The organism is Arenicella xantha (assembly GCF_003315245.1).
GTDB lineage: Bacteria > Pseudomonadota > Gammaproteobacteria > Arenicellales > Arenicellaceae > Arenicella > Arenicella xantha.
Genome location: NZ_QNRT01000003.1, coordinates 219,362 through 241,348 on the forward strand (window position 1 = coordinate 219,362; position 21,987 = coordinate 241,348).

Here is a 21,987-nt window from a genome sequence, read left to right on the forward strand (position 1 = left end):
ACCTTTTTGCGTATATAGTGTCTGGGGATATCGGCTAATTAGCTGATTTTAAATCAAATTTTAGTTTAGGCCAGTAGCTCAATTGGCAGAGCGACGGTCTCCAAAACCGTAGGTTGGGGGTTCGATTCCCTCCTGGCCTGCCACTAACTAAGCGTTTTGATTTATTTCAGGCAGTGAAATGAATAAGTTTTCGCATTGAATTCGAAGCTTCGAATGTTTGTCGGGTTGAGTTTTTGCTGTTGTGGCGATGCTCAGGTGGTAGCGTTAGTCGATTTCGAACCAATCAATAAGAGAAAAGTTAATGATAGATAAAGTCAAAATAGTTGCTGCTGTTGCAATCGCCATCGCAGGCATTTATGGCTACTACCAGTTGCCTCAGTATATGGGGCAAGACGTATCGATTTTGTTGCGCGTTGGTCTGATGCTAGTTGCATTGATTGCCGCAGTCGGTGTGGCTATCAGTTCAGAGTACGGTGCTTCATTTGTTGGTTTTGCCAAGGGTGCGCGCACTGAGTTACGCAAAATGGTGTGGCCAAGTCGTCAAGAGACTACGCAAACCACCATAATCGTTCTAGTGCTTGTTGTACTGGTGGCCGTGTTCTTATGGCTGATCGATATGGCCGTATTTAAGATTATCTATGGTTGGCTTCTCGGTGTTGATGGCTAGTTATTTGTCGCAACCCTAATTAGAAGACCATACTCAGAATAAAGGTAAGTAATGTCAGACAATTCCATTATTGATCAAGACGTAGATAGTCAGGCAGAAGCCGATAGAAAGGCGGGTATGCACTGGTATGTCGTGCAAGCGTTCTCGAATTATGAGAAGCGCGTTAAATTGACGCTTGAAGAAAGTATTCATCGTCATGGTATGCAGGACTTATTTGGTGACATCTTAGTGCCGACCGAAGAGGTCGTTGAGATGAAAGCTGGTCAAAAACGGACTAGCGAACGAAAATTTTTCCCAGGTTATGTGTTGGTTCAGATGGTTATGAACGACGAAACATGGCACTTGGTTAAAAGCACTCCAAGGGTGTCAGGGTTTATTGGTGGCAAAGCCTCTGATCCGACCCCGTTGACGGATGCTGAGGCGATGGGTATTTTGCAGCAGGTGCAAGATGGTACAGACCAGCCTAGACATAAATTCTCATTTGAGCCAGGTGAAGTTGTTCGAGTGACCGAAGGGCCATTCGCTGACTTTAATGGTACCGTTGAGGATGTCAATTACGAGAAGTCCAAGTTGCGTGTTGCGGTATCTATTTTTGGTCGTTCCACTCCTGTTGAATTGGACTTTTCTCAAGTTGAAAAAGGATAGTTGAGCGCCTGCTAGCTCGCTGTTATTAGGCAAGAATTACGATAGTGAATGATGTGCGTTGTGGTCGTTTGGCTGCTGCGCATGGCATGTTTTTAAACGGGGAGCCATAGCGGCGTTTGTACCCAAACAAGAGCGCTTACTAGTAAGTGCTTCGGAGTATAAGATGGCTAAGAAAGTCGATGCTTTAATAAAGCTTCAGGTGCCCGCTGGTGGTGCCAATCCAAGTCCTCCTGTTGGTCCTGCATTGGGTCAGCACGGCGTAAATATTATGGAATTCTGTAAGGCGTTTAACGCTGCGACACAAGAAATGGAAAAGGGCCTCCCGGTTCCTGTTGTGATCACAGTATATAGCGATAAGAGTTTCACCTACATCATGAAGACGCCTCCGGCGGCCGTGTTGTTGAAGAAAGCTGCTGGCATTCAGAAAGGTTCAGGCGTGCCGCACACTGATAAAGTGGGCAAAGTGACACGCGCACAGCTAGAAGAGATTGCCACAGTCAAAATGGCAGACCTTAATGCATACGATCTAGATCAAGCAGTAAAAATTATTGCTGGTTCGGCGCGTAGCATGGGTATTGAGACGGAAGGAGTATAATTATGTCAAAACGTTATGCAGCGGTCGCTGAAAAAGTAGACCCAGAAGGCTTTTACTCTTTAGACGAAGTGTTTGCTATGGCTAAAGACTCCGCGTCAGCAAAATTTGATGAAGCGGTAGATGTAGCGATCAATCTCGGTGTTGATGCGCGTAAATCGGATCAAGCTGTTCGTGGTGCTACTGTGTTACCTAAGGGTACTGGTAAAACAGTTCGCGTCGCCGTTTTCACTGATGGTGATAATGTTGACAAGGCGATAGAAGCCGGAGCTGACATCGTCGGTATGGACGATCTTGCCGCTAAAGTTAAGCAAGGCGAGATTGACTTCGATATCGTGATTGCTAGCCCAGACGCTATGCGAGTAGTTGGTCAATTGGGTCAGATCTTAGGCCCTAAAGGGTTAATGCCAAATCCTAAGACCGGCACGGTTGCAGCGGATGTTGCGACAGCCGTGAAGAATGCTAAAGCAGGTCAAGTTCAGTATCGAATCGACAAGGCTGGCATCATTCATTGTACGGTTGGTAAGGCTTCTTTTTCGGCTGAAGACCTAAAAGAAAATTTCATTGCTCTTTTGACTGCGCTTAATCGATCTAAGCCAGCAACTGCAAAAGGGCAGTACTTTAAGCGTGTTTCTGTGTCCACCACTATGGGCCCAGGAATTCGTGTTGATCGTCAAACTTTGCCGCAGTTCTAAAGTAAAAGTTTAGCGATTGACAATGGGTGTTTGGCGACGATCTCGGTTGTCGTCAAACGTGTCAAAGACCGTAGGTGAGTTTGGGTTTATTAGTTTTAGCCTAAATGCTTAATGTCCTACGTAGATGGTGTCCCAGACAAGTTTTGTATTGTTGTTGCTTCGGCAGCAGTTTGTGAAACTGATTTAGGGTGCCAAAACTGGAGGTAGCTCTGATATGAGCCTAAATCTTGATCAAAAGAAACAGGTCGTTGAAGACGTCTCTGCCGTAGTTGGTAATGCACAAGCAACCGTTGTTGCTGAGTATCGTGGTATGACCGTGGAGCAAATGAAAGTTCTACGCCGCGAAGCTCATGAAAATAACGTGTACTTGAGAGTGGTGAAAAACACACTTTTACGTCGCGCTGTGCAAGGTACTGACCATTCATGCTTGGACGAATTACTTGTTGGTCCTTTGGCGTTTGCTGCATCGGAAGATCCGGTTGCTGTGGCCAAAATACTCGATAAGTATGCGAAACAGTATGACTCCTTACAGATTAAAGCCGGTTCTATGCAGGGCAAGCTTTTATCAGAAGGTGATATCAAAGCACTAGCACAACTTCCGAGTCGCGAAGAGTTGTTGGCGAAATTGTTGGGGACCATGCAAGCACCGGTCGCCAAGTTCGTTCAAACGCTCAACGAGATTCCAACCAAGTTTGCACGTGGTTTGGCTGCAGTAAGAGACGCGAAAGAAGCTGCGTAGATAATTTGCTGGGGAGTGCGCGTCACTCCTTGTCAGTATTTATTCGGATTTTAGACGATAGGTTTCAACCAGTTTTTACATTTTATTTGGACGAAAAGTCCTACTTTTGAGGTTTTACAAATGAGTAAACAAGATATCTTAGACGCGATTGCGTCAATGTCAGTACTTGAACTTTCTGAATTGATTTCGGAAATGGAAGAGAAATTCGGCGTTTCTGCAGCTGCGGCTGCTGTTGCGGTTGCAGCACCTGCTGGTGAAGCGGCTGCGGCAGAAGAAAAAGACGAATTTGACGTTGTTCTTGCAAGTTTCGGTGACAACAAAGTTGCTGTAATTAAAGCCGTTCGCGCAGCGACTGGCCTAGGCTTGAAAGAAGCGAAAGAAATGGTAGAAAGCGCTCCAGCAACGTTGAAAGAAGCGGTTGCTAAAGGCGAAGCTGAAGAGCTGAAGAAGACTCTTGAAGAAGCTGGTGCTTCTATTGAGTTGAAGTAAGGGATTGTTGTCTCTTGCTGGTCGCGCTGGGTTTGATGCCTGTCGCGACTACTTCTAAGCGAGAACTGCACTAGGGCTGACCGGAAAATTCCGGTCGGCCTTATCTCGCTTCTAGACGTCAAATAATATGACGTCTTATGTAAGTGCGATGTAATGAATTTTTCGGAGTAGGCAACGAACCTCGGCGAGTATGAACTAGCCAGTCGTTGATGCTCTCAGGCTTGTAAAAAACGAGGTTATCCATGGGCTACTCTTTTACTGAAAAGAAGCGTTTACGTAAGAGTTTTTCAAAGCGTCCTGAAGGCGTTTTACCAATTCCTTACTTACTACAGACTCAGCTTGAGTCATATCGGAAGTTTTTGCAAGCGGATGCTGATCCGGATGGACGTAATGAGAAAGGTCTACAAGCAGCTTTCCGATCAGTGTTTCCAATTGAAAGTTTTAATGGTAGCGCGGCACTGGAATTTGTGAGCTATCGCTTAGGCGTGCCACCTTTCGATGTTCGCGAGTGTCAGCAGCGTGGTTTGATCTTCGCGGCTCCTTTGCGTGTCAAGATGCGACTTGTTATTTATAACAAAGAAGAAGGGAAGTCTACTGGTGCTAAATCGGTAAAAGAAATCAAAGAGCAGGAAGTCTATTTAGGCGATATGCCGTTAATGACGGATAACGGCACCTTTGTAATAAACGGTACTGAGCGTGTAGTGGTTGCACAGTTACACCGTTCTCCTGGCGTATTCTTTGACCATGACCGAGGCAAAACTCACTCGTCAGGCAAGTTATTGTTTTCTTCTCGAATCATTCCTTACCGTGGTTCATGGTTGGATTTCGAGTTTGATCCTAAAGACTTGTTGTTTATTCGTATTGATAGACGCCGCAAGCTAGCCGCCACCATCTTGTTGAGAGCCTTGGGCTACACTACGCAAGAAATATTGGAAATGTTTTTCAATAACGACACTTTCAATTTGTCGGCTAAAGAGATTTCTATGGAGCTCGTGCCATCACGTTTACGTGGTGAGCAGTTGGCGTTCGATGTTACTAAAAAACGCGGCGGTGTGATCGTTGAAGCGGGTCGTCGTATCACCGCTCGTCATATTCGCGAAATGGAAGAAGCTAAGCTGACTTCTATTGTAGTGCCAACTGACTACTTGGTCGGACGCACCTTGGCGAAAGATATTGCTGACAAAGAAACTGGTGAATTATTGGCTGAAGCCAATCAAGTTGTTACCGAAGAGTTAGTTGAAGCCTTTATCGAGCAAGGAGTTAAGTCAATTGAGGTGATTTACACCAATGACTTAGACGAAGGCCCTTATGTGTCTGAAACGCTTCGTACTGACCCGACTAGCAACGAGCTTGAAGCTCAGGTCGAGATTTATCGCATGATGCGACCTGGTGAGCCGCCGACGAAAGAAGCGGCTCAAGGCCTATTCGCAAACATGTTTTTCAATCCGGACCGTTACGACCTATCTACCGTTGGTCGAATGAAGTTTAACCGTCGTTTGAACCGTGAGTCGGATACCGGCGAAGGTGTTTTGAGTAAGCAAGACATCATCGACGTAATGAAAACCTTGATCGATCTTAAGAACGGTCGTGGCGACATCGATGATATCGACAACCTTGGCAACCGACGCGTACGTTCCGTTGGGGAATTAGTTGAGAATCAATTCCGTGTTGGTTTAGTACGGGTAGAACGTGCGGTGCGAGAGCGTCTAACCTTGGCTGAAGCCGAAGGCCTGACACCGCAGGATCTGATCAATGCCAAGCCGGTTTCAGCGGTAGTTAAAGAGTTCTTCGGTTCAAGTCAGTTGTCGCAGTTTATGGACCAGACGAACCCCTTGTCAGAAGTGACTCACAAGCGACGTGTATCAGCTTTGGGCCCAGGTGGTTTGACTCGTGAGCGCGCTGGTTTTGAAGTGCGTGACGTACATCCTACTCACTACGGCCGTGTATGTCCGATTGAGACGCCAGAGGGACCCAATATTGGTCTGATCAACTCGCTGGCGGTTTATGCTCGTACTAACGATTATGGTTTTCTTGAGACGCCATATTTGAAAGTAGCAAAAGGCAAAATGAGCGACGATGTGGTTTATTTGTCGGCTATTGAAGAACGTAAATATGTTATTGCGCAAGCGAACGCCGAAGTAGATGCTGATGGTAACTTGACCGATGAATTGGTTAACTGTCGACATCAAAACGAATTTTCGTTGGCGACGCCAGAGCAAGTAGAGTTTATTGACGTTGCTCCATCGCAGATTGTATCGGTAGCGGCTTCGTTGATTCCTTTCTTGGAGCACGATGATGCTAACCGTGCCTTGATGGGCTCGAACATGCAACGTCAAGCCGTACCAACAATACGCAGCGAAAAACCGCTTGTCGGAACTGGTATGGAACGCGTGGTTGCGGTTGACTCAGGTGTTGCTTTGACAGCGCGTCGTGGCGGTAAAGTTGAGTCGGTTGATGCGGCTCGAATCGTCGTGCGTGTTAACGAAGACGAGGTTGTCGCTGATACCGTTGGTGTTGATATTTACAACCTAACGAAGTACACACGTTCTAACCAAAATACCAATATTAATCAGCGTCCACTGGTTCGTGCTGGCGATGATATCGCGCGCGGTGACGTGTTGGCTGATGGTCCATCTACTGATATGGGTGAGCTTGCGCTTGGCCGTAATGTGATGTTGGCGTTTATGCCTTGGAACGGCTATAACTTCGAGGATTCAATTCTTATTTCTGAGAATTTGGTCAAAGAAGATGTCTACACCACTATCCATATTGAAGAGTTAACGTGTGTGGCTCGTGACACCAAGTTAGGTTCTGAAGAGGTTACTCGTGATATTCCTAACGTCGGTGAACACGCGCTTGGTCGTTTAGACGAAGCCGGTATCGTTTATGTTGGCGCTGAAGTAAAAGGCGGCGATATTCTGGTCGGTAAGGTAACTCCAAAAGGAGAAACTCAGCTCACTCCAGAAGAAAAATTATTACGTGCCATTTTCGGTGAAAAAGCGTCGGACGTTAAAGATACGTCGTTACGTGTGCCTTCATCAATGAAAGGTACTGTCATTGACGTACAAGTGTTTACTCGTGACGGTGTTGAAAAAGATACCCGAGCGTTAGCTAACGAAGAGTCTGAATTGTCTCGAGTCCGCAAAGACTTAAACGAACAGTTCCGTATCGTCGAGGAAGACACCTATGCGCGTATCGAGAACTTATTGCGAAATAAAGAAGTAGTCAAAGCGCCCGGCCTGAAGAAGGGTCAAAAGGTGACGCAGAGCTATTTAGATGAGATCGAACGTACTAAATGGTTTGAGATTAGTCTGACTAATGCTGAGGCTGCCGATAAGTTAGAGCAACTTCAGGAAAGTTTGGTGCAACAGCGTACCTTCTTTGACGAGCTGTTCGACGAGAAGCGTGGCAAACTTGAAGCTGGTGACGATTTAGCGCCTGGCGTCTTGAAAATGGTCAAAGTGTTTGTCGCGGTTAAACGTCGTTTACAACCTGGTGACAAAATGGCGGGTCGTCACGGTAATAAGGGTGTTATCTCTAAAATCGTACCGGTTGAAGACATGCCGTTTATGGAAGACGGTACCACCGTTGACATCGTATTGAATCCACTTGGCGTTCCTTCTCGGATGAACGTTGGGCAGGTTCTAGAGGTTCATCTTGGTTGGGCTGCGGCAGGACTTGGCAAGAAGATTGACAAGATGTTGCGTGAGCAGCGATCTGCTGAAGAACTCCGCGGGTTTCTAGACAAAGTCTATAACACCAGTGGCAAAATCGAAGACCTCAATTCGTTCACTGATAATGAAGTGATTGAAATGGCCGGCAATTTGCGTGGCGGTGTGCCAATGGCAACGCCGGTATTTGATGGCGCGGCAGAAAGTGAGATCAAAGGCTTATTGAAATTGGCAGGTCTGCCAGAGTCAGGACAAACCACGTTATTCGATGGTCGAACGGGTCAGAAGTTTGACCGACCGGTGACCGTTGGCTACATGTATGTTCTTAAGTTGAATCACTTGATCGACGATAAAATGCACGCTCGTTCTACTGGCCCATACAGCCTAATTACGCAGCAACCACTTGGTGGTAAAGCGCAGTTTGGTGGTCAACGATTCGGTGAAATGGAGGTGTGGGCACTTGAAGCTTATGGTGCCGCTTACACCTTGCAAGAAATGTTGACGGTTAAGTCCGATGACGTGAGCGGTCGTACGAAGATGTACGAAAACATTGTTAAGGGTAATTACCAAGTTGAGGCGAATATGCCTGAGTCCTTTAACGTACTCGTTAAAGAGATCCGATCATTGGGTCTTAATATCGAGCTACAAGAAGACCCAACTAACTAAGTCCGTTACCCGATCTAACAGAGGAAAAAACAATGCAAGATTTACTAAATCTATTCAAGCAACCGGGTGTGCCGAATGACGACTTCGATTCAATTCGAGTCAGCATCGCGTCTCCGGAAAAAATTCGCTCATGGTCTTTCGGTGAAGTTAAAAAGCCGGAAACAATCAACTATCGTACGTTCAAACCAGAACGTGACGGACTATTTTGCGCTAAGTTATTTGGGCCAATCAACGACTATGAATGTTTGTGCGGTAAGTACAAGCGCCTCAAGCATCGTGGTGTAATCTGCGAAAAATGCGGCGTAGAAGTGACTTTGGCTAAAGTGCGTCGTGAGCGTATGGGTCATATCGACCTAGCTTGCCCAGTTGCGCATATCTGGTTTTTGAAATCACTTCCGTCTCGCTTAGGTTTGATGTTGGACATGACTGTACGTGAAATTGAGCGTGTGCTTTATTTCGAAGCGTATATCGTTATTGATCCCGGCATGACGCCACTTGAAGCTAAAACGTTGATGACCGAAGAAGCTTATCTTGATGCTGTTGAACAGTACGGCGATGAGTTTAAAGCGGGTATGGGCGCAGAAGCGATCAAGGAACTACTGACGGCCGTTAATATTGATAAAGAAGTCATTCGCTTGCGTGGTGATTTGGGCGAGACATCGTCTGAAACGAAAATTAAAAATATCACCAAGCGTTTGAAAGTTCTTGAGGCATTCCAGTCGTCTGGTAATGATCCGTGCTGGATGATTATGGAAGTACTTCCGGTTCTTCCGCCTGATTTACGCCCACTAGTCGCGTTGGATGGTGGCCGCTTTGCGACCTCTGATTTAAACGATTTGTATCGTCGCGTGATTAACCGTAATAACCGTTTACGTCGTTTACTCGATTTGAATGCACCTGACATTATCGTACGTAACGAAAAGCGTATGTTGCAGGAGTCTGTGGATGCCTTGCTAGACAACGGTAGACGCGGTAAAGCGATTACTGGTGCGAATAAGCGCCAGTTGAAGTCGTTAGCAGACATGATCAAGGGTAAGCAGGGTCGTTTCCGTCAAAACTTACTCGGTAAGCGTGTGGATTATTCTGGCCGTTCGGTAATTGTGGTTGGACCAACACTGCGTTTACATCAGTGTGGTCTGCCTAAGAAAATGGGTCTTGAACTATTCAAACCATTCATTTTCAATAAATTAGAACTGCGTGGTCTGGCAACAACGATCAAACAGGCCAAGAAATTGGTCGAAGCGGAAACACCTGAGGTTTGGGACATCCTCGAAGAAGTAATTCGTGAACACCCAATTATGTTGAACCGCGCGCCAACACTTCACCGTTTGGGTATTCAAGCGTTTGAACCTGTGTTGGTTGAAGGTAAAGCGATTCAGTTGCATCCATTGGTATGTACGCCATACAACGCTGACTTTGACGGCGACCAAATGGCGGTGCACGTACCGCTATCATTGGAAGCACAGCTTGAAGCTCGTACATTAATGATGTCGACTAACAATATTCTATCGCCAGCGAATGGTGAGCCGATTATTGTACCCTCACAAGATATCGTTTTGGGTTTGTACTACATGACCCGCGAGATGATCAACGTGAAAGGCGAGGGCAAAGAGTTTGCTTCGGTAGATGAGGTTCGTCGAGCCTATGATGCGGAACAAATCGCCTTGCATGCCAAGATCAAAGTTCGCGTACGTGAAGTGAGTATCGACCCTGAAACAGGTGAACGTACTGTAACTCATGTTAAATATGCAACCACGACGGGTCGTGCTTTGTTGTCTGACATCTTGCCTGAAGGCATGCGTTTCGAAGCGATCAACCAGAAGATGAAGAAGAAGACGATTTCTGAAACCATCAATCTGTGTTACCGCACAGTTGGGATGAAGGAAACGGTTATCTTCGCTGACCAATTGATGTACACCGGTTTCCGCAATGCGGCGCTGGCTGGTATCTCGATTGGTGTGGACGACATGGTTGTGCCAGATGAGAAGCATCAAATTGTTGACGAGGCCGAAGCTGAAGTTAAGCATATCCAGGAGCAGTATTCTTCTGGTTTATTAACCGACGGTGAGCGCTACAATAAAGTCGTCGATATCTGGACTCGTACTTCGGAAAATATTGCTAATAAGATGATGGACAACCTAGGTTCAGACGAGGTTGTCGATGCTGAAGGTAATACCGTTGAGCAAGAATCGTTTAACTCGATTTATATGATGGCTGACTCCGGCGCTCGTGGTTCACATGCGCAGATTCGTCAGTTATCAGGTATGCGTGGTTTGATGGCTAAGCCGGATGGTTCGATTATCGAGACGCCAATTACCGCTAACTTCCGTGAAGGTTTGAACGTATCTCACTACTTTATTTCAACTCACGGAGCGCGAAAAGGCTTGGCCGATACCGCTTTGAAAACAGCTAACTCAGGTTACCTAACACGTCGATTGGTTGACGTGTGTCAAGATTTGGTTGTGACCGACGAAGACTGCGGAACCAGCAATGGTGTGCTACGTAAGGCATTGGTGCAGGGCGGTGACGTTGTTATTCCGTTGCGTGACCGTATTCTTGGGCGTACTGTCGTTGGTGATGTTCATTCAAATATTGATGACTCAGTGGTGGTTCCTGATGGCGAAATGCTTGATGAGAAATATTTCGATGCCATTGAAGCGAACAATATCGATGAAGTGAAGGTTCGATCAGCGGTAACGTGTGATACCCGCTACGGTATTTGCTCTAAGTGTTACGGGCGTGATTTGGCGCGTGGACATTTGGTTAACCGTGGCGAAGCGGTCGGTGTTATTGCGGCTCAGTCAATTGGTGAGCCTGGTACACAGTTGACCATGCGTACGTTCCACATTGGTGGCGCGGCGACAGCCGGTGCCTCTGTTTCTAATATTGAGGTTAAGAACAATGGTTCGATTAAGTTAGAGAACCTACGTTCTGTTGTTAACTCTGATAAAAAACAAGTTGTGGTTGCGCGTTCTGGTGAACTTATCGTTCGCGACCAAAATGGTTCAGACCGAGAGCGTTACAAGCTTCCTTATGGTGCCGTTTTGCAGGTTAATGATGGCGATAAAATTGAAGCTGGTCAGGTTGTAGCTAACTGGGATCCACATACTCATCCGATTGTGACAGAGGTTGCTGGTAAGGTTAAGTTCTCTGAAATGACCGATAACATGACTGTCCATAAGCAAACCGATGAGTTAACCGGTGTTACTTCATACGAAGTTATCGATCCGTCGGAGCGTCGTGGTTCGGCACGTGAGCTGAAGCCAACGATTGAGCTAGTTGATGGGCGCGGCAAGCAAATTACGTTAGCAGGCACTGATGTGCCAGCGCGTTATTCGTTGCAAGCTGGTGCGATCGTAACCGTCGATGATGGACAAAAAGTTGGTGTTGGTGACGTCTTGGCGCGTATTCCGCAAGAGTCGTCGAAGACTCGCGATATTACCGGTGGTCTACCGCGTGTTGCTGAGTTGTTTGAAGCACGTAAACCAAAAGATCCAGCCATTATGGCTACCGCGCCGGGCGTTATTTCCTTTGGTAAAGAGACTAAAGGTAAGCAACGTTTGGTGATTACCGCTCCGAATGGCGAATCTGTTGAGACCTTGATTCTTAAAGGCCGTACCATCAATGTATTTGAAGGTGAGACGGTAGAGAAAGGTGAGATCGTAGTGGATGGTTCACCTGTAGCCGAAGATATTCTTGCCCTTAAAGGTAAGGAAGCATTGACTGACTATATTGTGGATGAAGTGCAAGATGTTTACCGCCTGCAAGGGGTAACCATTAATGACAAGCATATCGAAGTGATTGTGCGTCAGATGCTACGTAAGGTTAAGATTACTGACCCAGGCCAGACGAAGTTGTTGCCAGGTGAGCAGGTTGAGCGCACGCGTTTCTTGGAAGAAAATGAGAAAAATGCAGTGCAAGACCTAATCCCAGCTAAGGCTGAACCAGTCTTGTTAGGTATTACCAAAGCATCGCTTACCACTGAGTCGTTTATTTCAGCGGCATCGTTCCAAGAAACCACACGGGTTCTCACTGAGGCATCGATTGCCGGTAAAGTGGATAGCTTACGGGGACTTAAAGAGAACGTGGTAGTAGGGCGACTGATTCCAGCGGGAACAGGTTTGGCTTACCACGAGGAACGTGTACGTCGTCGACGTGAATCGGATGAGAAGGAAGCTGAGCTAGCAGCATTGCTTACGCAAGAGACTGCGGATGCTGAAGCGGCCTTTGATGCATACGAAGATACTACTGGTGAAGCGGCGGTCGCAGAATAAGCGCGATTAGGTCGTTATAAAAATAAAAGCCCCTTCGATTTTGGTCGAAGGGGCTTTTTTTTTGAGCGGAAAACTCATGTAAGTGGCGGTTTAACTGTGCTTGAGGTAGCTAAAATACTTAGATGGTTCGATTGACTGGCTCGGATTGAATAAGCTCGATGAAAAATCTTCATGTGAGTTTGTTTAATTTCGATTAAACTGGTTAGGTCTGACAGATAGACATTCGTGTGTGAACTTAACCTACCCTACTCCATTCAGTTTGTATGAACCCTACCAATTTACCGGTGCGAACCACTATCACGTGGTCTGCATGGCTAATATCCACATTATTAGTCGCGCCCATAACTTCGTCAGCAGAAGGCCAAATGGTTAATCGTTACGTTGTTGCGGCTTCGGGCGGACAGCCCAAGGTGCAAGTGCTCGAGGACTTAATAGTGTCTCGAAAAACTGACCTCGGTGACGTCGTTTATGAAGATGATGGCAGCGTTTCGCTGTTGACTAACAGTGAGTTTCAAGCGTTTAAAGCGTTAGATTCTGGGCCTGGTGCAGCTATTAACTTTAATGTTTCATTTGCGCATAATTCAGCAACAATGACTGCTGATGGAAATCGAGTTTTGGAAGTGATGGCCAACGCTATAAAGTATTTAGGAGCGTCTGTGTCGTTGGAGATTCTAGTGCACGAGACCGGTGAAGCGCATAACAGCGGACGTGCGAGTTTGACTAAACGGCGCGCTGTGGAGCTAGTCGGGTTGTTAAAGCGGCGCTACAAAATCGAGAATCCAATAGAGCTTTCTTACTCGCAGTCGTTTCGTTCACTAGAGGCGCCCGTTAGCCGTAAGGCGCCTCAAATATTACCGGTGACATTGGTTAATAACGGCACGTTTTGATGCCGTCGATTGTCACCGTGTCCTAAACGTTAGAGTAATTACCGCGCTAGAACATTTACTCCCAGACTATCGTTTCAGTGTGGGGCTGCGCGCAAAAGTCCATGTACTTAGCTTCTAGTTCAGCGCGTTTAACTTTGAGGGTTGGGGTAAGTAGACCATTCTCGATGGTCCACTGATCTTTAACGATACGTATACCGCCGACAACTTCATGTTTTTCGATTCGGCTGTTCACGTCTTTAAGTGTTTCAGCCAAACTCTCAGCGATCTCTTGTTTAGACATGCCTTTCGCAACTTCGTCTGACAGAACCACTACGGCCATTGCTGTTGGCAAACCGCTACCCATTACGCAAAGCTGTTCGATTAATTGGTTATCAGCCAGTTTTGCTTCGATCGGGACCGGTGCAACATACTTGCCTTTGCCGGATTTGAATAAATCTTTTACCCGACCGGTGATGGTAAGGTAGCCCTCAGAATCAATCTCGGCTTTGTCGCCGGTGCGTAAGAACCCGTCTTCGGTAAATGCTTCGGCCGTAGTTTCTGGGTTTTTGTAATACTCTTTGAAGACGCCTGCGCCGCGAATCAAGATCTCGCCTTGTTCTGATGCTTTGACCTCAAAGCCATCAACAGCCTTACCGATGGTGCCGAGTTTATCGAGTCGGAACGGAAAGTTAGTGGTGGCCAGACCGATTGTTTCTGACATGCCCCAGCCTTCGGCAATGGGCATATCTAAGCGGTTATACCACTTCAAAATAGATGGCGAGATCGGCGCTGAGCCACTGCCGAAAGACAAGCAGTTATCTAAGCCGAGCTGAGTGCGAATTTTCTTTTTAACGATATTACCGAGAATGGGTAATTTAAGCAGTAAGTTGAGCTTCTTTTGAGGTACGTTTGCCAACACCTGTGATTGAAACTTAACCCAAAGCCTTGGAACCGAAATAAAGGAAGTCACGCCGGCACCACGAAGGTCTTGAATAAAGGTCTCTAAAGACTCGTTGAACGACACAGTGCCACCTGAGTACAAACTGTTGTACTGCACTAGCGCCCGCTCAGTAACGTGCGCTAATGGAAGGTATGAGAGGTAACGTTCTGCCACGCCCTTGTCAAACATCGACACACTGATAGTTGCTGTGTAGCTAACATTCTGATACGTCAATACAACGCCTTTAGGCTTACCCGTTGAGCCCGAGGTGTATACGATAGACCAGGTGTCCTCTAAACTGGGTTTATAAATATCTGCTAGCGGCTGATTGTCTTGTATCAATTGCGCCAGAGTGTGGTCCGTGCCAGCAGGTCCGTTTGACATGCTGATGGTCATCACGCCTTTGGGGACTGATGCTAACGCCATGTCGGGCTTGCCGACACCGCCTATAATAATCGCCTTGGCTTCGCTATGTTCAACAACATACCGAATGATTTCTTCGCCAGCCGTGGCGTATATTGGCGTAGGTATTAAACCGGCAGCGACCAATGCGAAGTCGGAAATAAACCACTCAGCGCTGTTACCAGCCAGAATTGCGACACGATCACCACGACTCAGTCCATTGTTCAGCAGGCCTTGTGCTAAGCGTAAACTATTGTCGTATGCCTCAGACCAAGTTTTTTCGTGATATTTTCCCTTGATGGGCTGCCGTAAATAGACTTGGTCTGGATGTTCTTCAACTTGCTTTGCGAACGCCTCGATTGGCGTGATCTTCATGTCTGTGATGTTAATGGCGATTCTCCTCGGTGCAGTCGTTGGCATTTGTGCGCCTCGACCGCTATTTTGATTTAACTACCTTGCCTAAAGAGTACCGTTTACTGAACAAGCTATCCAGAAAAAAGTATCAGTACACGATCAATTTTAAACATAAATAAGAGATATTATGGTTTTCGCGGGCGAGGTCGGGGCGACCCTGCCGGTTACGAGTAACTAGATGCCTTGTCTATTTATGAATTCAAAGTCAAATCCATAGATCGGCTGTCTGCTAGACTTGTGCAATATTGATTAGGAGAAACTATGAAAGTCCTTAGAACACCGGATGACCGGTTTGATAATTTACCGGGGTACGCTTTCGAGCCAAACTATCTTGTTGTTGATGACGGCGCCGGCGGAGAGCTTCGAATACACTATTTAGACGAAGGCGATCCGCACGGAATGCCGGTTCTACTGATGCATGGCGAACCTTCATGGAGCTACCTATATCGGACAATGATCCCAGGTTTGGTGGCGGCAGGGTTTCGCGTAATCGCTCCCGATTTGGTCGGCTTTGGAAGATCGGATAAACCCACCGAGCGAGCAGACTACACTTGCCAATCGCATGTCGATTGGATGCAATCATGGTTAGAGGCTTTAGACCTAAATGAGGTGGTGCTTTTTTGCCAGGACTGGGGCGGCCTAATTGGCTTGCGCTTAGTCACCGCTAACCCTGATAGGTTCAGCGGGGTAGTTGCAGCAAATACTTTCTTGCCGACCGGTGACACTGCGCCGAGCGAGGCATTCTTGAATTGGCAATCCTTTTCGCAATCTGTGCCGGAGTTTCCCGTAGGGAGTATTATTGACGGAGCGACGGTGACAAAACTATCACCAGCGGTGATTGCGGCGTACGATGCGCCTTTTCCCGATGAGACTTACAAGGCCGGCGCGCGGCAATTTCCATTGTTAGTGCCGACTACTCCCGATAACCCAGCCTCGCTAGCCAATCGTGATGCGTGGAAAATCTTGTCGGCGTGGACTAAACCCTTTCTGACTGCTTTTAGCGATAAGGATCCGGTGTCAGCTGGAGGTGATAAGGCGTTTCAAAACATGGTGCCGGGGGCGGCAAAACAACAACATGTTACGATTATAGATGGCGGACATTTTCTGCAAGAAGACAAAGGTGAGGAGCTTGCCGGTGTGATTGTGAAATTTGTTGCAGATAATCAATTAGGAGTTGATCATGGCGCACAAGAAGGCTAACAAACAATTTGATGTGGTAGTTCTTGGGGCGACCGGTTTCACTGGGAAATGGGTTGCAAAGTACCTATTTGAGCAGTATCAAGGAACGTCGTTACGGTGGGCTATTGCAGGCCGCAACGCGACTAAATTGAACGATGTTCGGGGCTTTATTGGCGATCATAAATCCTCAGTAGTCGGCATCCATGCTGACAATGATGATGAGCCGTCGCTGCGCGCCTTAGCTGCAAACACGTCGGTGATTATCAGTGCCGTTGGTCCGTATGCTCAACATGGATCATTGCTGGTAAAGGCGTGTGCCGAGCTAGGGACACATTATGTAGACCTTACCGGTGAGGTGCCATGGATGCGCGATATGATCGACACATATCAAGATGTTGCTGTCGGTAGTGGTGCGCGTATCGTACACAGCTGCGGGTTTGACTCGATACCGTCGGATATGGGCACCTATTTCATTCAGCGAGAAGCTCAGTTACGTTTCAATGAGTATTTGAAATCTGTTCGATACACGTTGGTAAAAGCTAAAGGTGGAATTAGCGGTGGAACGATAGCGAGCATGATGAATATCGTTAAGCTTGCGGTCAAGGATAAGGGGGTTCGAAAACTGTTGGGAAATCCTTATGCACTCAACCCCGACCCAAGCTTTAAGGGTGGTGATAAGCGTGACCAAGGCGGCGTAAAATACAGTCGTGATGTCAAAATGTGGACCGCCCCATTTTTGATGGCGGGCATCAATACCCGTATCGTGCGACGTTCCAATTCATTAATGGATTTCCGCTACGGTAGAGATTTCAGATATTCAGAAGCGATGGCGACCAACTCTGGCGTCGCTGGATATTTGGCTGCGAAGGGTATCTCGGTTGGAATTAAATCAATGGCGGTTACCAGCGTAACGGCGTTGGGTCGAAAATTCTTGGGCTTGATGTTGCCAGCGCAAGGCGACGGCCCGAAGGTTGACCCAGATAAACCTGGTTTCTATTACATTCAATTCAATGGTGAAACACGCGGCGGTGAGCCTCTGCAAGCTAGCTTAAGAGGTGATGGGGACCCTGGTTATGGATCAACATCGAAAATGTTGGCGGAGTCTGGCGTATGCTTGGCGCTCGATGCATTGGATACACTGGGCGGGTTCTGGACCCCATCAAGTGCGATGGGCGACAAATTATTGTCACGCTTGCAGACCAAGGGTGGCTTGACGTTTACGATTGATGACTAAATAGGATCGTTAAATTTACTGTGCTGCTTGTCGTGCAGTTGTTGCAGATAAGCTAACTTGATTAGAGTATGGACTTAAATAAAGAACTGTTTTTTCCAACCCCAATCTACTTTTTTGACTTGGCTAATTCGGACGCTCTTAACGAATTTCTTAAGGTTAGGATCTATAGTTGGCGTGATCGAGAGCAAGCAGGTATTGAGCGCTCCAATGTAAAACGTGTTGGGGCATGGCATAGCCCGACCACGATGGATGTGTTGCCGGAATTCGCGCTGTTTAAAAATCAGATAGATACGTTTGTTGGCATGGTTTTCGATGATCAACGGTTTGATCCAAAGCGCCCTCCGCGGTGTCAAAACATGTGGGCAAACATGAGCCCTCAAGGCGGTTACAATCGAAGCCATACACATCCAGGCTCGCTTTGGAGTGGCGTGTATTATGTGCAGTCGCCTCCGGACTGTGGACGTATAATCTTCCAAGACCCACGACCGCAAGCGCACACCATGAGTGTTGCGACGGACCTTGATGCGAGTGCAGGGTTTGAGCAATGGCCTGAAGTGTTTCACCAGGCGGTAGCTGGGCGGGTTATTCTGTTTCCGTCATGGTTGCGGCATGAGGTCGAGGCCAATCTATGTCGGTTAAGTGGCCGAGCGAGCGATCGAATCAGTATCAGCTTTAACTATACTCAGTCAGACGGTTAAGTTTACTTTGCCGGTAATTGATTACCCCTTGGAAGGGGCAGCTTTGGTAGCGCGCTCAGCGTTTTCAAAGAAGCTTGCAAACGGAATATGGCGGCGATCCATCTTATTCGCGTCAGGCATTGAATAAAACGGAATGCTTACAGAGATCCGAGCGCCTTCAACACTTTTGACTCGATGGAAGACACCTGGAGGCATATATAAAAGATGCCCTTGTTTTAATGCAAAGGACGATACCAGCGTAAGCGTGTCGTCGTGTTGGTCAGCCGGAATTGCGATGACATTGGCGGGGAGTTCTTGTTTAGGTTCATAAATCTCCCAATTCGCTGTGCCGCAAACTTGCAGCAATAATTTGTGTTGCGGAAGGTCGCGATGCGCATCGTAAGAGTTTCCTCGCTCGTCCGTTGAGACATATAGATGGACATCGGCATGAACCTGGTCTTCTTCAAACAGTAATTCAAGTTCGTCGCACAACTGGCTCAATGCCTGAGTAACTTGCGAGGCATTTGCCAGCATAAAGCTGTGTCCAGCTTCAAGCTCTAATATGAAATCTGACTTTTTTAAGCTAGCGGGAGACCAAGTGCAATTTGCATCAACGCTGGCGCGTCGAGTACCGTCTTTAATTGTTTGTGGAAACACACTGGCATTGCAGCCATCGTTAAGGCGTCGCTCGATGTCTAGCGGACTTATCAGCTCAGCAAATTTGTCGGCAGCGCCCTCAAGTACTAGGCACTTGCCTTCTCGGTAGTGTGTTACCAAGTCGTCTGGTGTGAGAGGGCTCAGTGCTGCGTTCAGTCGAAGCATATTCTTGTATTGGATATAAGGAGTTGCTTGATCATATCGAAAACCGCGCTCAAACCCTATGGCAAAATAATTTGAGCTTTCCCATGCGACTATATTGGTTGAGTGGAAGATAGTATCGACTTATACCATTCTAGCTGTGGTGTACGTTTGTCTCGTGTGAGTTTGGCGGCATGTGTCGGGCTGGTATGAAAGCGCCAAGGCATGGCGAGATCGATCCAACGATAATCTACTGGACGGCCAGGTTCAACACGCCCCATTAGCATTGATGCAACTTGTTGCTGGTGAATAAGGTCCTCATGGCCTAAGCCTTCTCCGATCGTCCATTGGTGGAGGCCATTGATGTCTAACTCTGCACTGTGGTGCACGTGACCACATAATAGGTTTTCCGCGTCTATTTTGGTTGCCATGTCTGATAGCCAAGCCACTTCGTTGATACCGCCGACTTCATGATCATCCATTGGTCTGGGGTCTCTGAGAGGGCTGTGTGTGAACAGTAGTGAATTATCGCCGTGCCAGGATGTGCGACTTAAGGATCGCAGCATGTTTCCCCTTAACCCTGCTTGCGCAGGGAAAAAATCGGCGGCAGTGTCAATATTGATAAAGCGAGTACCAGCCAGTTCAAAGTAATTGTTGAGTGGGCCGATATTGCGTAGGAAGTGCGAGTACACCAAGCCGCTGTCATTAAAATCATGGTTGCCGATGGTGACATAACAGGGGAGTGGGGCTTGGTGAAATTGCTCGATTGCGCGTGTGTATTCGCCGTCAGTGTAGTTGAAGTCGCCCAAGTGCAATAAGAACTGCGCATCGATTTCGCTTGCTCGCTGTAGGCACCAATCAAGTTCTTGCCCGCCACCGGTATCACCGATTATCGCAAAGTCTAGTCCATCATCGAGATTGGCGTGCCATTGCAGGTCGATTGTTTGTCCGGCCTGCCCGTTGATTGACAGTATTCGAGTTATACCTTGCACCTCTTCCTCTACGGTGCTGTTGCCGCTTGTTTGTATGTTCAGTGTTGCGGTCTTTACTACATTGTTGAGCGAAAAGTGTAGCGATGAGGTGTTGAGTTCTAGCGTTATTTTTGGTGACGGAGCAATGGCCCTAAATGCGAGTCTGTCGAGGTCGGGTAAGCTAATTGCATCAGCGAGCGTGATCGCCGCTTCGGGTTGGTTTAGGTTGCTCGACAGTGCTCGCGGTTCGAATGACAGTCGAGGGTATCGTAATCCGCGTTGATAACAATACCCTAGACCCGTTGCCAGCACGGCGCCCGACACAAGAAAGTTACGACGAGTCGTCATTAGAGCTTTTCTATTTTACTGTGATACTGATTTTTTTCGACAGAACCGGCTCGCTATGCGGTATATGCAAGTAGTTGCCTAGCAATAGTTGTAAGGTGTACACACCTGGCTCCAGTTCGAGAGTGGTTTCCGTTTGTGCACCGCCAAAATGAATGATTTGCTCAGTCGCAGGTAGTGGTGCATCTAAGGGGGGTAATTCATCTACATTGATCAACAAGTGATGATGCCCGCTATTTTCGATATTTTCACCGGCTTTGGCTACGGTCATATTATTGATGCCGAATTTGACCGTCACCGGAGAGCTCACAACGGCGCCATCGCTCGGTTCAAGGAAGAATACCTCAGCACCTGGGGCGGCTTCACTAACCAAGGGAGCCGTTGGTTTGGTGGCAGAGGCTGGCTGCATCAAAAAGTAACCGGCTAAACTGGCGGCGATAATTATAATTTTTTTCATCGAATTGCTCTTAAAGTTAAATGCTAAAAACGTAGGCGCACACTATAAACTATGTGCAGTAATAGCGCGTTAAGGTTGCTTGTTTGGGGCTAAAAAATTAGCACAACATGCTGTTTGCCAACAACTTAAGACGGTACACTTTGGAATAGATCGACTAATTTTCTACATAAAAAGCGATGAATGAGAAACTAACCTACAGTCAAGTACAAGATTATTACGGCAAGGTGTTGCAGACAAGCAGTGATCTGAAAACTGATGCATGTTGCACTGATGAAGGTTTGCCGAACTATTTGAAGCCTATTTTGTCTAAGGTGCACGATGAAGTATTGATGCGCTATTACGGCTGTGGTTTGGTGTTGCCAGAACAGCTGGCCGGCACGCGCATATTGGATCTAGGCTCTGGGGCTGGCCGTGATGTTTACGCTTTGTCTGCGCTGGTCGGAGAGTCGGGCGAAGTGGTGGGGGTTGATATGACCGAGGAGCAATTAGATGTTGCAAATCGGTATCGTGATTTTCATGCTGACGTGTTTGGTTTTGAGCGACCCAATGTGACGTTCCATAAAGGCTATATTGAACGCTTAAATGAATTGGATTTAGCCCCAAGCTCGTTCGACATTATAGTGTCCAATTGCGTCATAAATCTGTCGCCCGACAAGGCGTCGGTATTGCGTCAGTGTTATGAATTACTTAAGCCTGGTGGTGAAGTCTATTTTTCGGATGTGTATGCTGAACGACGCACGCCACAACACCTTATTGATGATGAAGAGCTCTATGGTGAGTGCATTTCAGGTGCGTTATATTGGAATGACTTCATTAACCTAGCTAAGAGTTGTGGGTTTAAAGACCCACGCCTAGTTAAAAGTCGGCCGCTGGCAATTGAGAATCCAGCGCTTCAACAGAAAATAGGGGATCGCCGTTTTTATTCTGCCACTTACCGACTTTTTAAGCTCGATGATCTAGAGCCGGCGTGTGAGGATTATGGTCAGGCTGTGCGTTATAAGGGTACGGTGGATCATCACCGAGATCAATTTGTACTCGATGAGCACCATGTCATTGAAACCGAGAAGATGTTTCCCGTGTGTGGTAATACCTATCGAATGTTGGCAGATACGCGATTCGCCGAACATTTTGAATTCTTTGGTGATTGGCAAACCCATTACGGCATTTTTGAAGGCTGTGGCAGCGTGATGCCTTTTAGTCAGGGCGATTCTGAGTCTGTCGTCAGGAGTGATAGCGCCTGCTGCTAAGCGCTAGAGTCTGAGCAGC

17 protein-coding genes and 1 tRNA gene are annotated in these 21,987 nt (G+C 47.2%); 14 read left to right on the top strand and 4 right to left on the bottom strand.

Translation table 11 applies throughout. The features are described from left to right. Window positions 1–67 precede the first annotated feature (67 nt). The 10 genes from DFR28_RS12920 to DFR28_RS12965 all read left to right on the top strand — a co-directional run bounded on the left by DFR28_RS12920 (window position 68) and on the right by DFR28_RS12965 (window position 13,325). Window positions 68–143, top strand: a tRNA-Trp gene (locus DFR28_RS12920). 158 nt (window positions 144–301) lie between these two features. Beyond that, window positions 302–667 carry a preprotein translocase subunit SecE gene (gene secE, locus DFR28_RS12925; RefSeq protein ID WP_113954780.1) on the top strand — a complete coding sequence of 122 codons (366 nt, stop codon included), beginning with the start codon at window positions 302–304 and terminating at the stop codon, window positions 665–667. A gap of 117 nt (window positions 668–784) precedes the next feature. Beyond that, window positions 785–1,312 carry a transcription termination/antitermination protein NusG gene (gene nusG / locus DFR28_RS12930; protein WP_113954939.1) on the top strand — a complete coding sequence of 176 codons (528 nt, stop codon included), beginning with the start codon at window positions 785–787 and terminating at the stop codon, window positions 1,310–1,312. A gap of 163 nt (window positions 1,313–1,475) precedes the next feature. Then, window positions 1,476–1,907, top strand: a complete 432-nt coding sequence (gene rplK, locus DFR28_RS12935; protein WP_113954781.1) for a 50S ribosomal protein L11 — start codon at window positions 1,476–1,478, stop codon at window positions 1,905–1,907. A 2-nt stretch (window positions 1,908–1,909) separates the two neighbouring features. Beyond that, a complete protein-coding gene (gene rplA, locus DFR28_RS12940; protein WP_113954782.1) occupies window positions 1,910–2,599 on the top strand; it encodes a 50S ribosomal protein L1 in 690 nt (229 codons plus the stop codon). A 214-nt stretch (window positions 2,600–2,813) separates the two neighbouring features. Continuing rightward, window positions 2,814–3,338 (top strand): 50S ribosomal protein L10, encoded by a 525-nt coding sequence (gene rplJ, locus DFR28_RS12945; protein ID WP_113954783.1) that lies wholly within the window; start codon window positions 2,814–2,816, stop codon window positions 3,336–3,338. A 120-nt stretch (window positions 3,339–3,458) separates the two neighbouring features. Continuing rightward, window positions 3,459–3,827: a 50S ribosomal protein L7/L12 gene (rplL, locus tag DFR28_RS12950; RefSeq protein ID WP_113954784.1), complete on the top strand. Its 369-nt coding sequence runs from the start codon at window positions 3,459–3,461 to the stop codon at window positions 3,825–3,827. A gap of 242 nt (window positions 3,828–4,069) precedes the next feature. Next, window positions 4,070–8,164 (top strand): DNA-directed RNA polymerase subunit beta, encoded by a 4,095-nt coding sequence (gene rpoB / locus DFR28_RS12955; protein WP_113954785.1) that lies wholly within the window; start codon window positions 4,070–4,072, stop codon window positions 8,162–8,164. A 32-nt stretch (window positions 8,165–8,196) separates the two neighbouring features. After that, window positions 8,197–12,438: a DNA-directed RNA polymerase subunit beta' gene (gene rpoC / locus DFR28_RS12960; protein ID WP_113954786.1), complete on the top strand. Its 4,242-nt coding sequence runs from the start codon at window positions 8,197–8,199 to the stop codon at window positions 12,436–12,438. A gap of 263 nt (window positions 12,439–12,701) precedes the next feature. Further along, complete coding sequence (locus tag DFR28_RS12965; RefSeq protein ID WP_113954787.1) at window positions 12,702–13,325, top strand: hypothetical protein; 624 nt, start codon at window positions 12,702–12,704, stop codon at window positions 13,323–13,325. A 55-nt stretch (window positions 13,326–13,380) separates the two neighbouring features. Here DFR28_RS12965 and DFR28_RS12970 read toward each other — a convergent pair whose 3' ends face one another. Next, window positions 13,381–15,066 (bottom strand): AMP-binding protein, encoded by a 1,686-nt coding sequence (locus DFR28_RS12970; protein WP_113954788.1) that lies wholly within the window; start codon window positions 15,064–15,066, stop codon window positions 13,381–13,383. A gap of 255 nt (window positions 15,067–15,321) precedes the next feature. Between DFR28_RS12970 and DFR28_RS12975 the strand changes: the two genes are divergently transcribed. The 3 genes from DFR28_RS12975 (at window position 15,322) to DFR28_RS12985 (ending at window position 18,171) form a co-directional block, all read left to right on the top strand. Then, window positions 15,322–16,260: a haloalkane dehalogenase gene (locus tag DFR28_RS12975; RefSeq protein ID WP_113954789.1), complete on the top strand. Its 939-nt coding sequence runs from the start codon at window positions 15,322–15,324 to the stop codon at window positions 16,258–16,260. Beyond that, window positions 16,241–17,473: a saccharopine dehydrogenase family protein gene (locus DFR28_RS12980; protein ID WP_113954790.1), complete on the top strand. Its 1,233-nt coding sequence runs from the start codon at window positions 16,241–16,243 to the stop codon at window positions 17,471–17,473. The genes DFR28_RS12975 and DFR28_RS12980 overlap by 20 nt, the downstream gene beginning before the upstream one ends. Window positions 17,474–17,541: 68 nt before the next feature. Further along, a complete protein-coding gene (locus DFR28_RS12985; protein ID WP_113954791.1) occupies window positions 17,542–18,171 on the top strand; it encodes a TIGR02466 family protein in 630 nt (209 codons plus the stop codon). A gap of 21 nt (window positions 18,172–18,192) precedes the next feature. Here DFR28_RS12985 and DFR28_RS12990 read toward each other — a convergent pair whose 3' ends face one another. From DFR28_RS12990 to DFR28_RS13000, 3 genes are all read right to left on the bottom strand, one after another. Continuing rightward, on the bottom strand, window positions 18,193–18,972 hold the full coding sequence (locus DFR28_RS12990) for a JmjC domain-containing protein (protein WP_113954792.1): 780 nt from the start codon (window positions 18,970–18,972) through the stop codon (window positions 18,193–18,195). 89 nt (window positions 18,973–19,061) lie between these two features. Then, the gene (locus tag DFR28_RS12995) at window positions 19,062–20,267 is read right to left on the bottom strand and encodes a metallophosphoesterase family protein (protein WP_113954793.1); all 1,206 of its coding nucleotides are present in this window, start codon (window positions 20,265–20,267) and stop codon (window positions 19,062–19,064) included. A 10-nt stretch (window positions 20,268–20,277) separates the two neighbouring features. Then, window positions 20,278–20,721 carry a DUF4399 domain-containing protein gene (locus tag DFR28_RS13000; RefSeq protein ID WP_113954794.1) on the bottom strand — a complete coding sequence of 148 codons (444 nt, stop codon included), beginning with the start codon at window positions 20,719–20,721 and terminating at the stop codon, window positions 20,278–20,280. Window positions 20,722–20,897: 176 nt separating this feature from the next. On the opposite strand from DFR28_RS13000, the gene DFR28_RS13005 reads away from it, so the two are divergent. After that, window positions 20,898–21,968, top strand: coding sequence for a methyltransferase domain-containing protein (locus DFR28_RS13005; RefSeq protein ID WP_113954795.1), 1,071 nt, complete (start codon window positions 20,898–20,900; stop codon window positions 21,966–21,968). The last annotated feature ends 19 nt before the right edge of the window (window positions 21,969–21,987 follow it).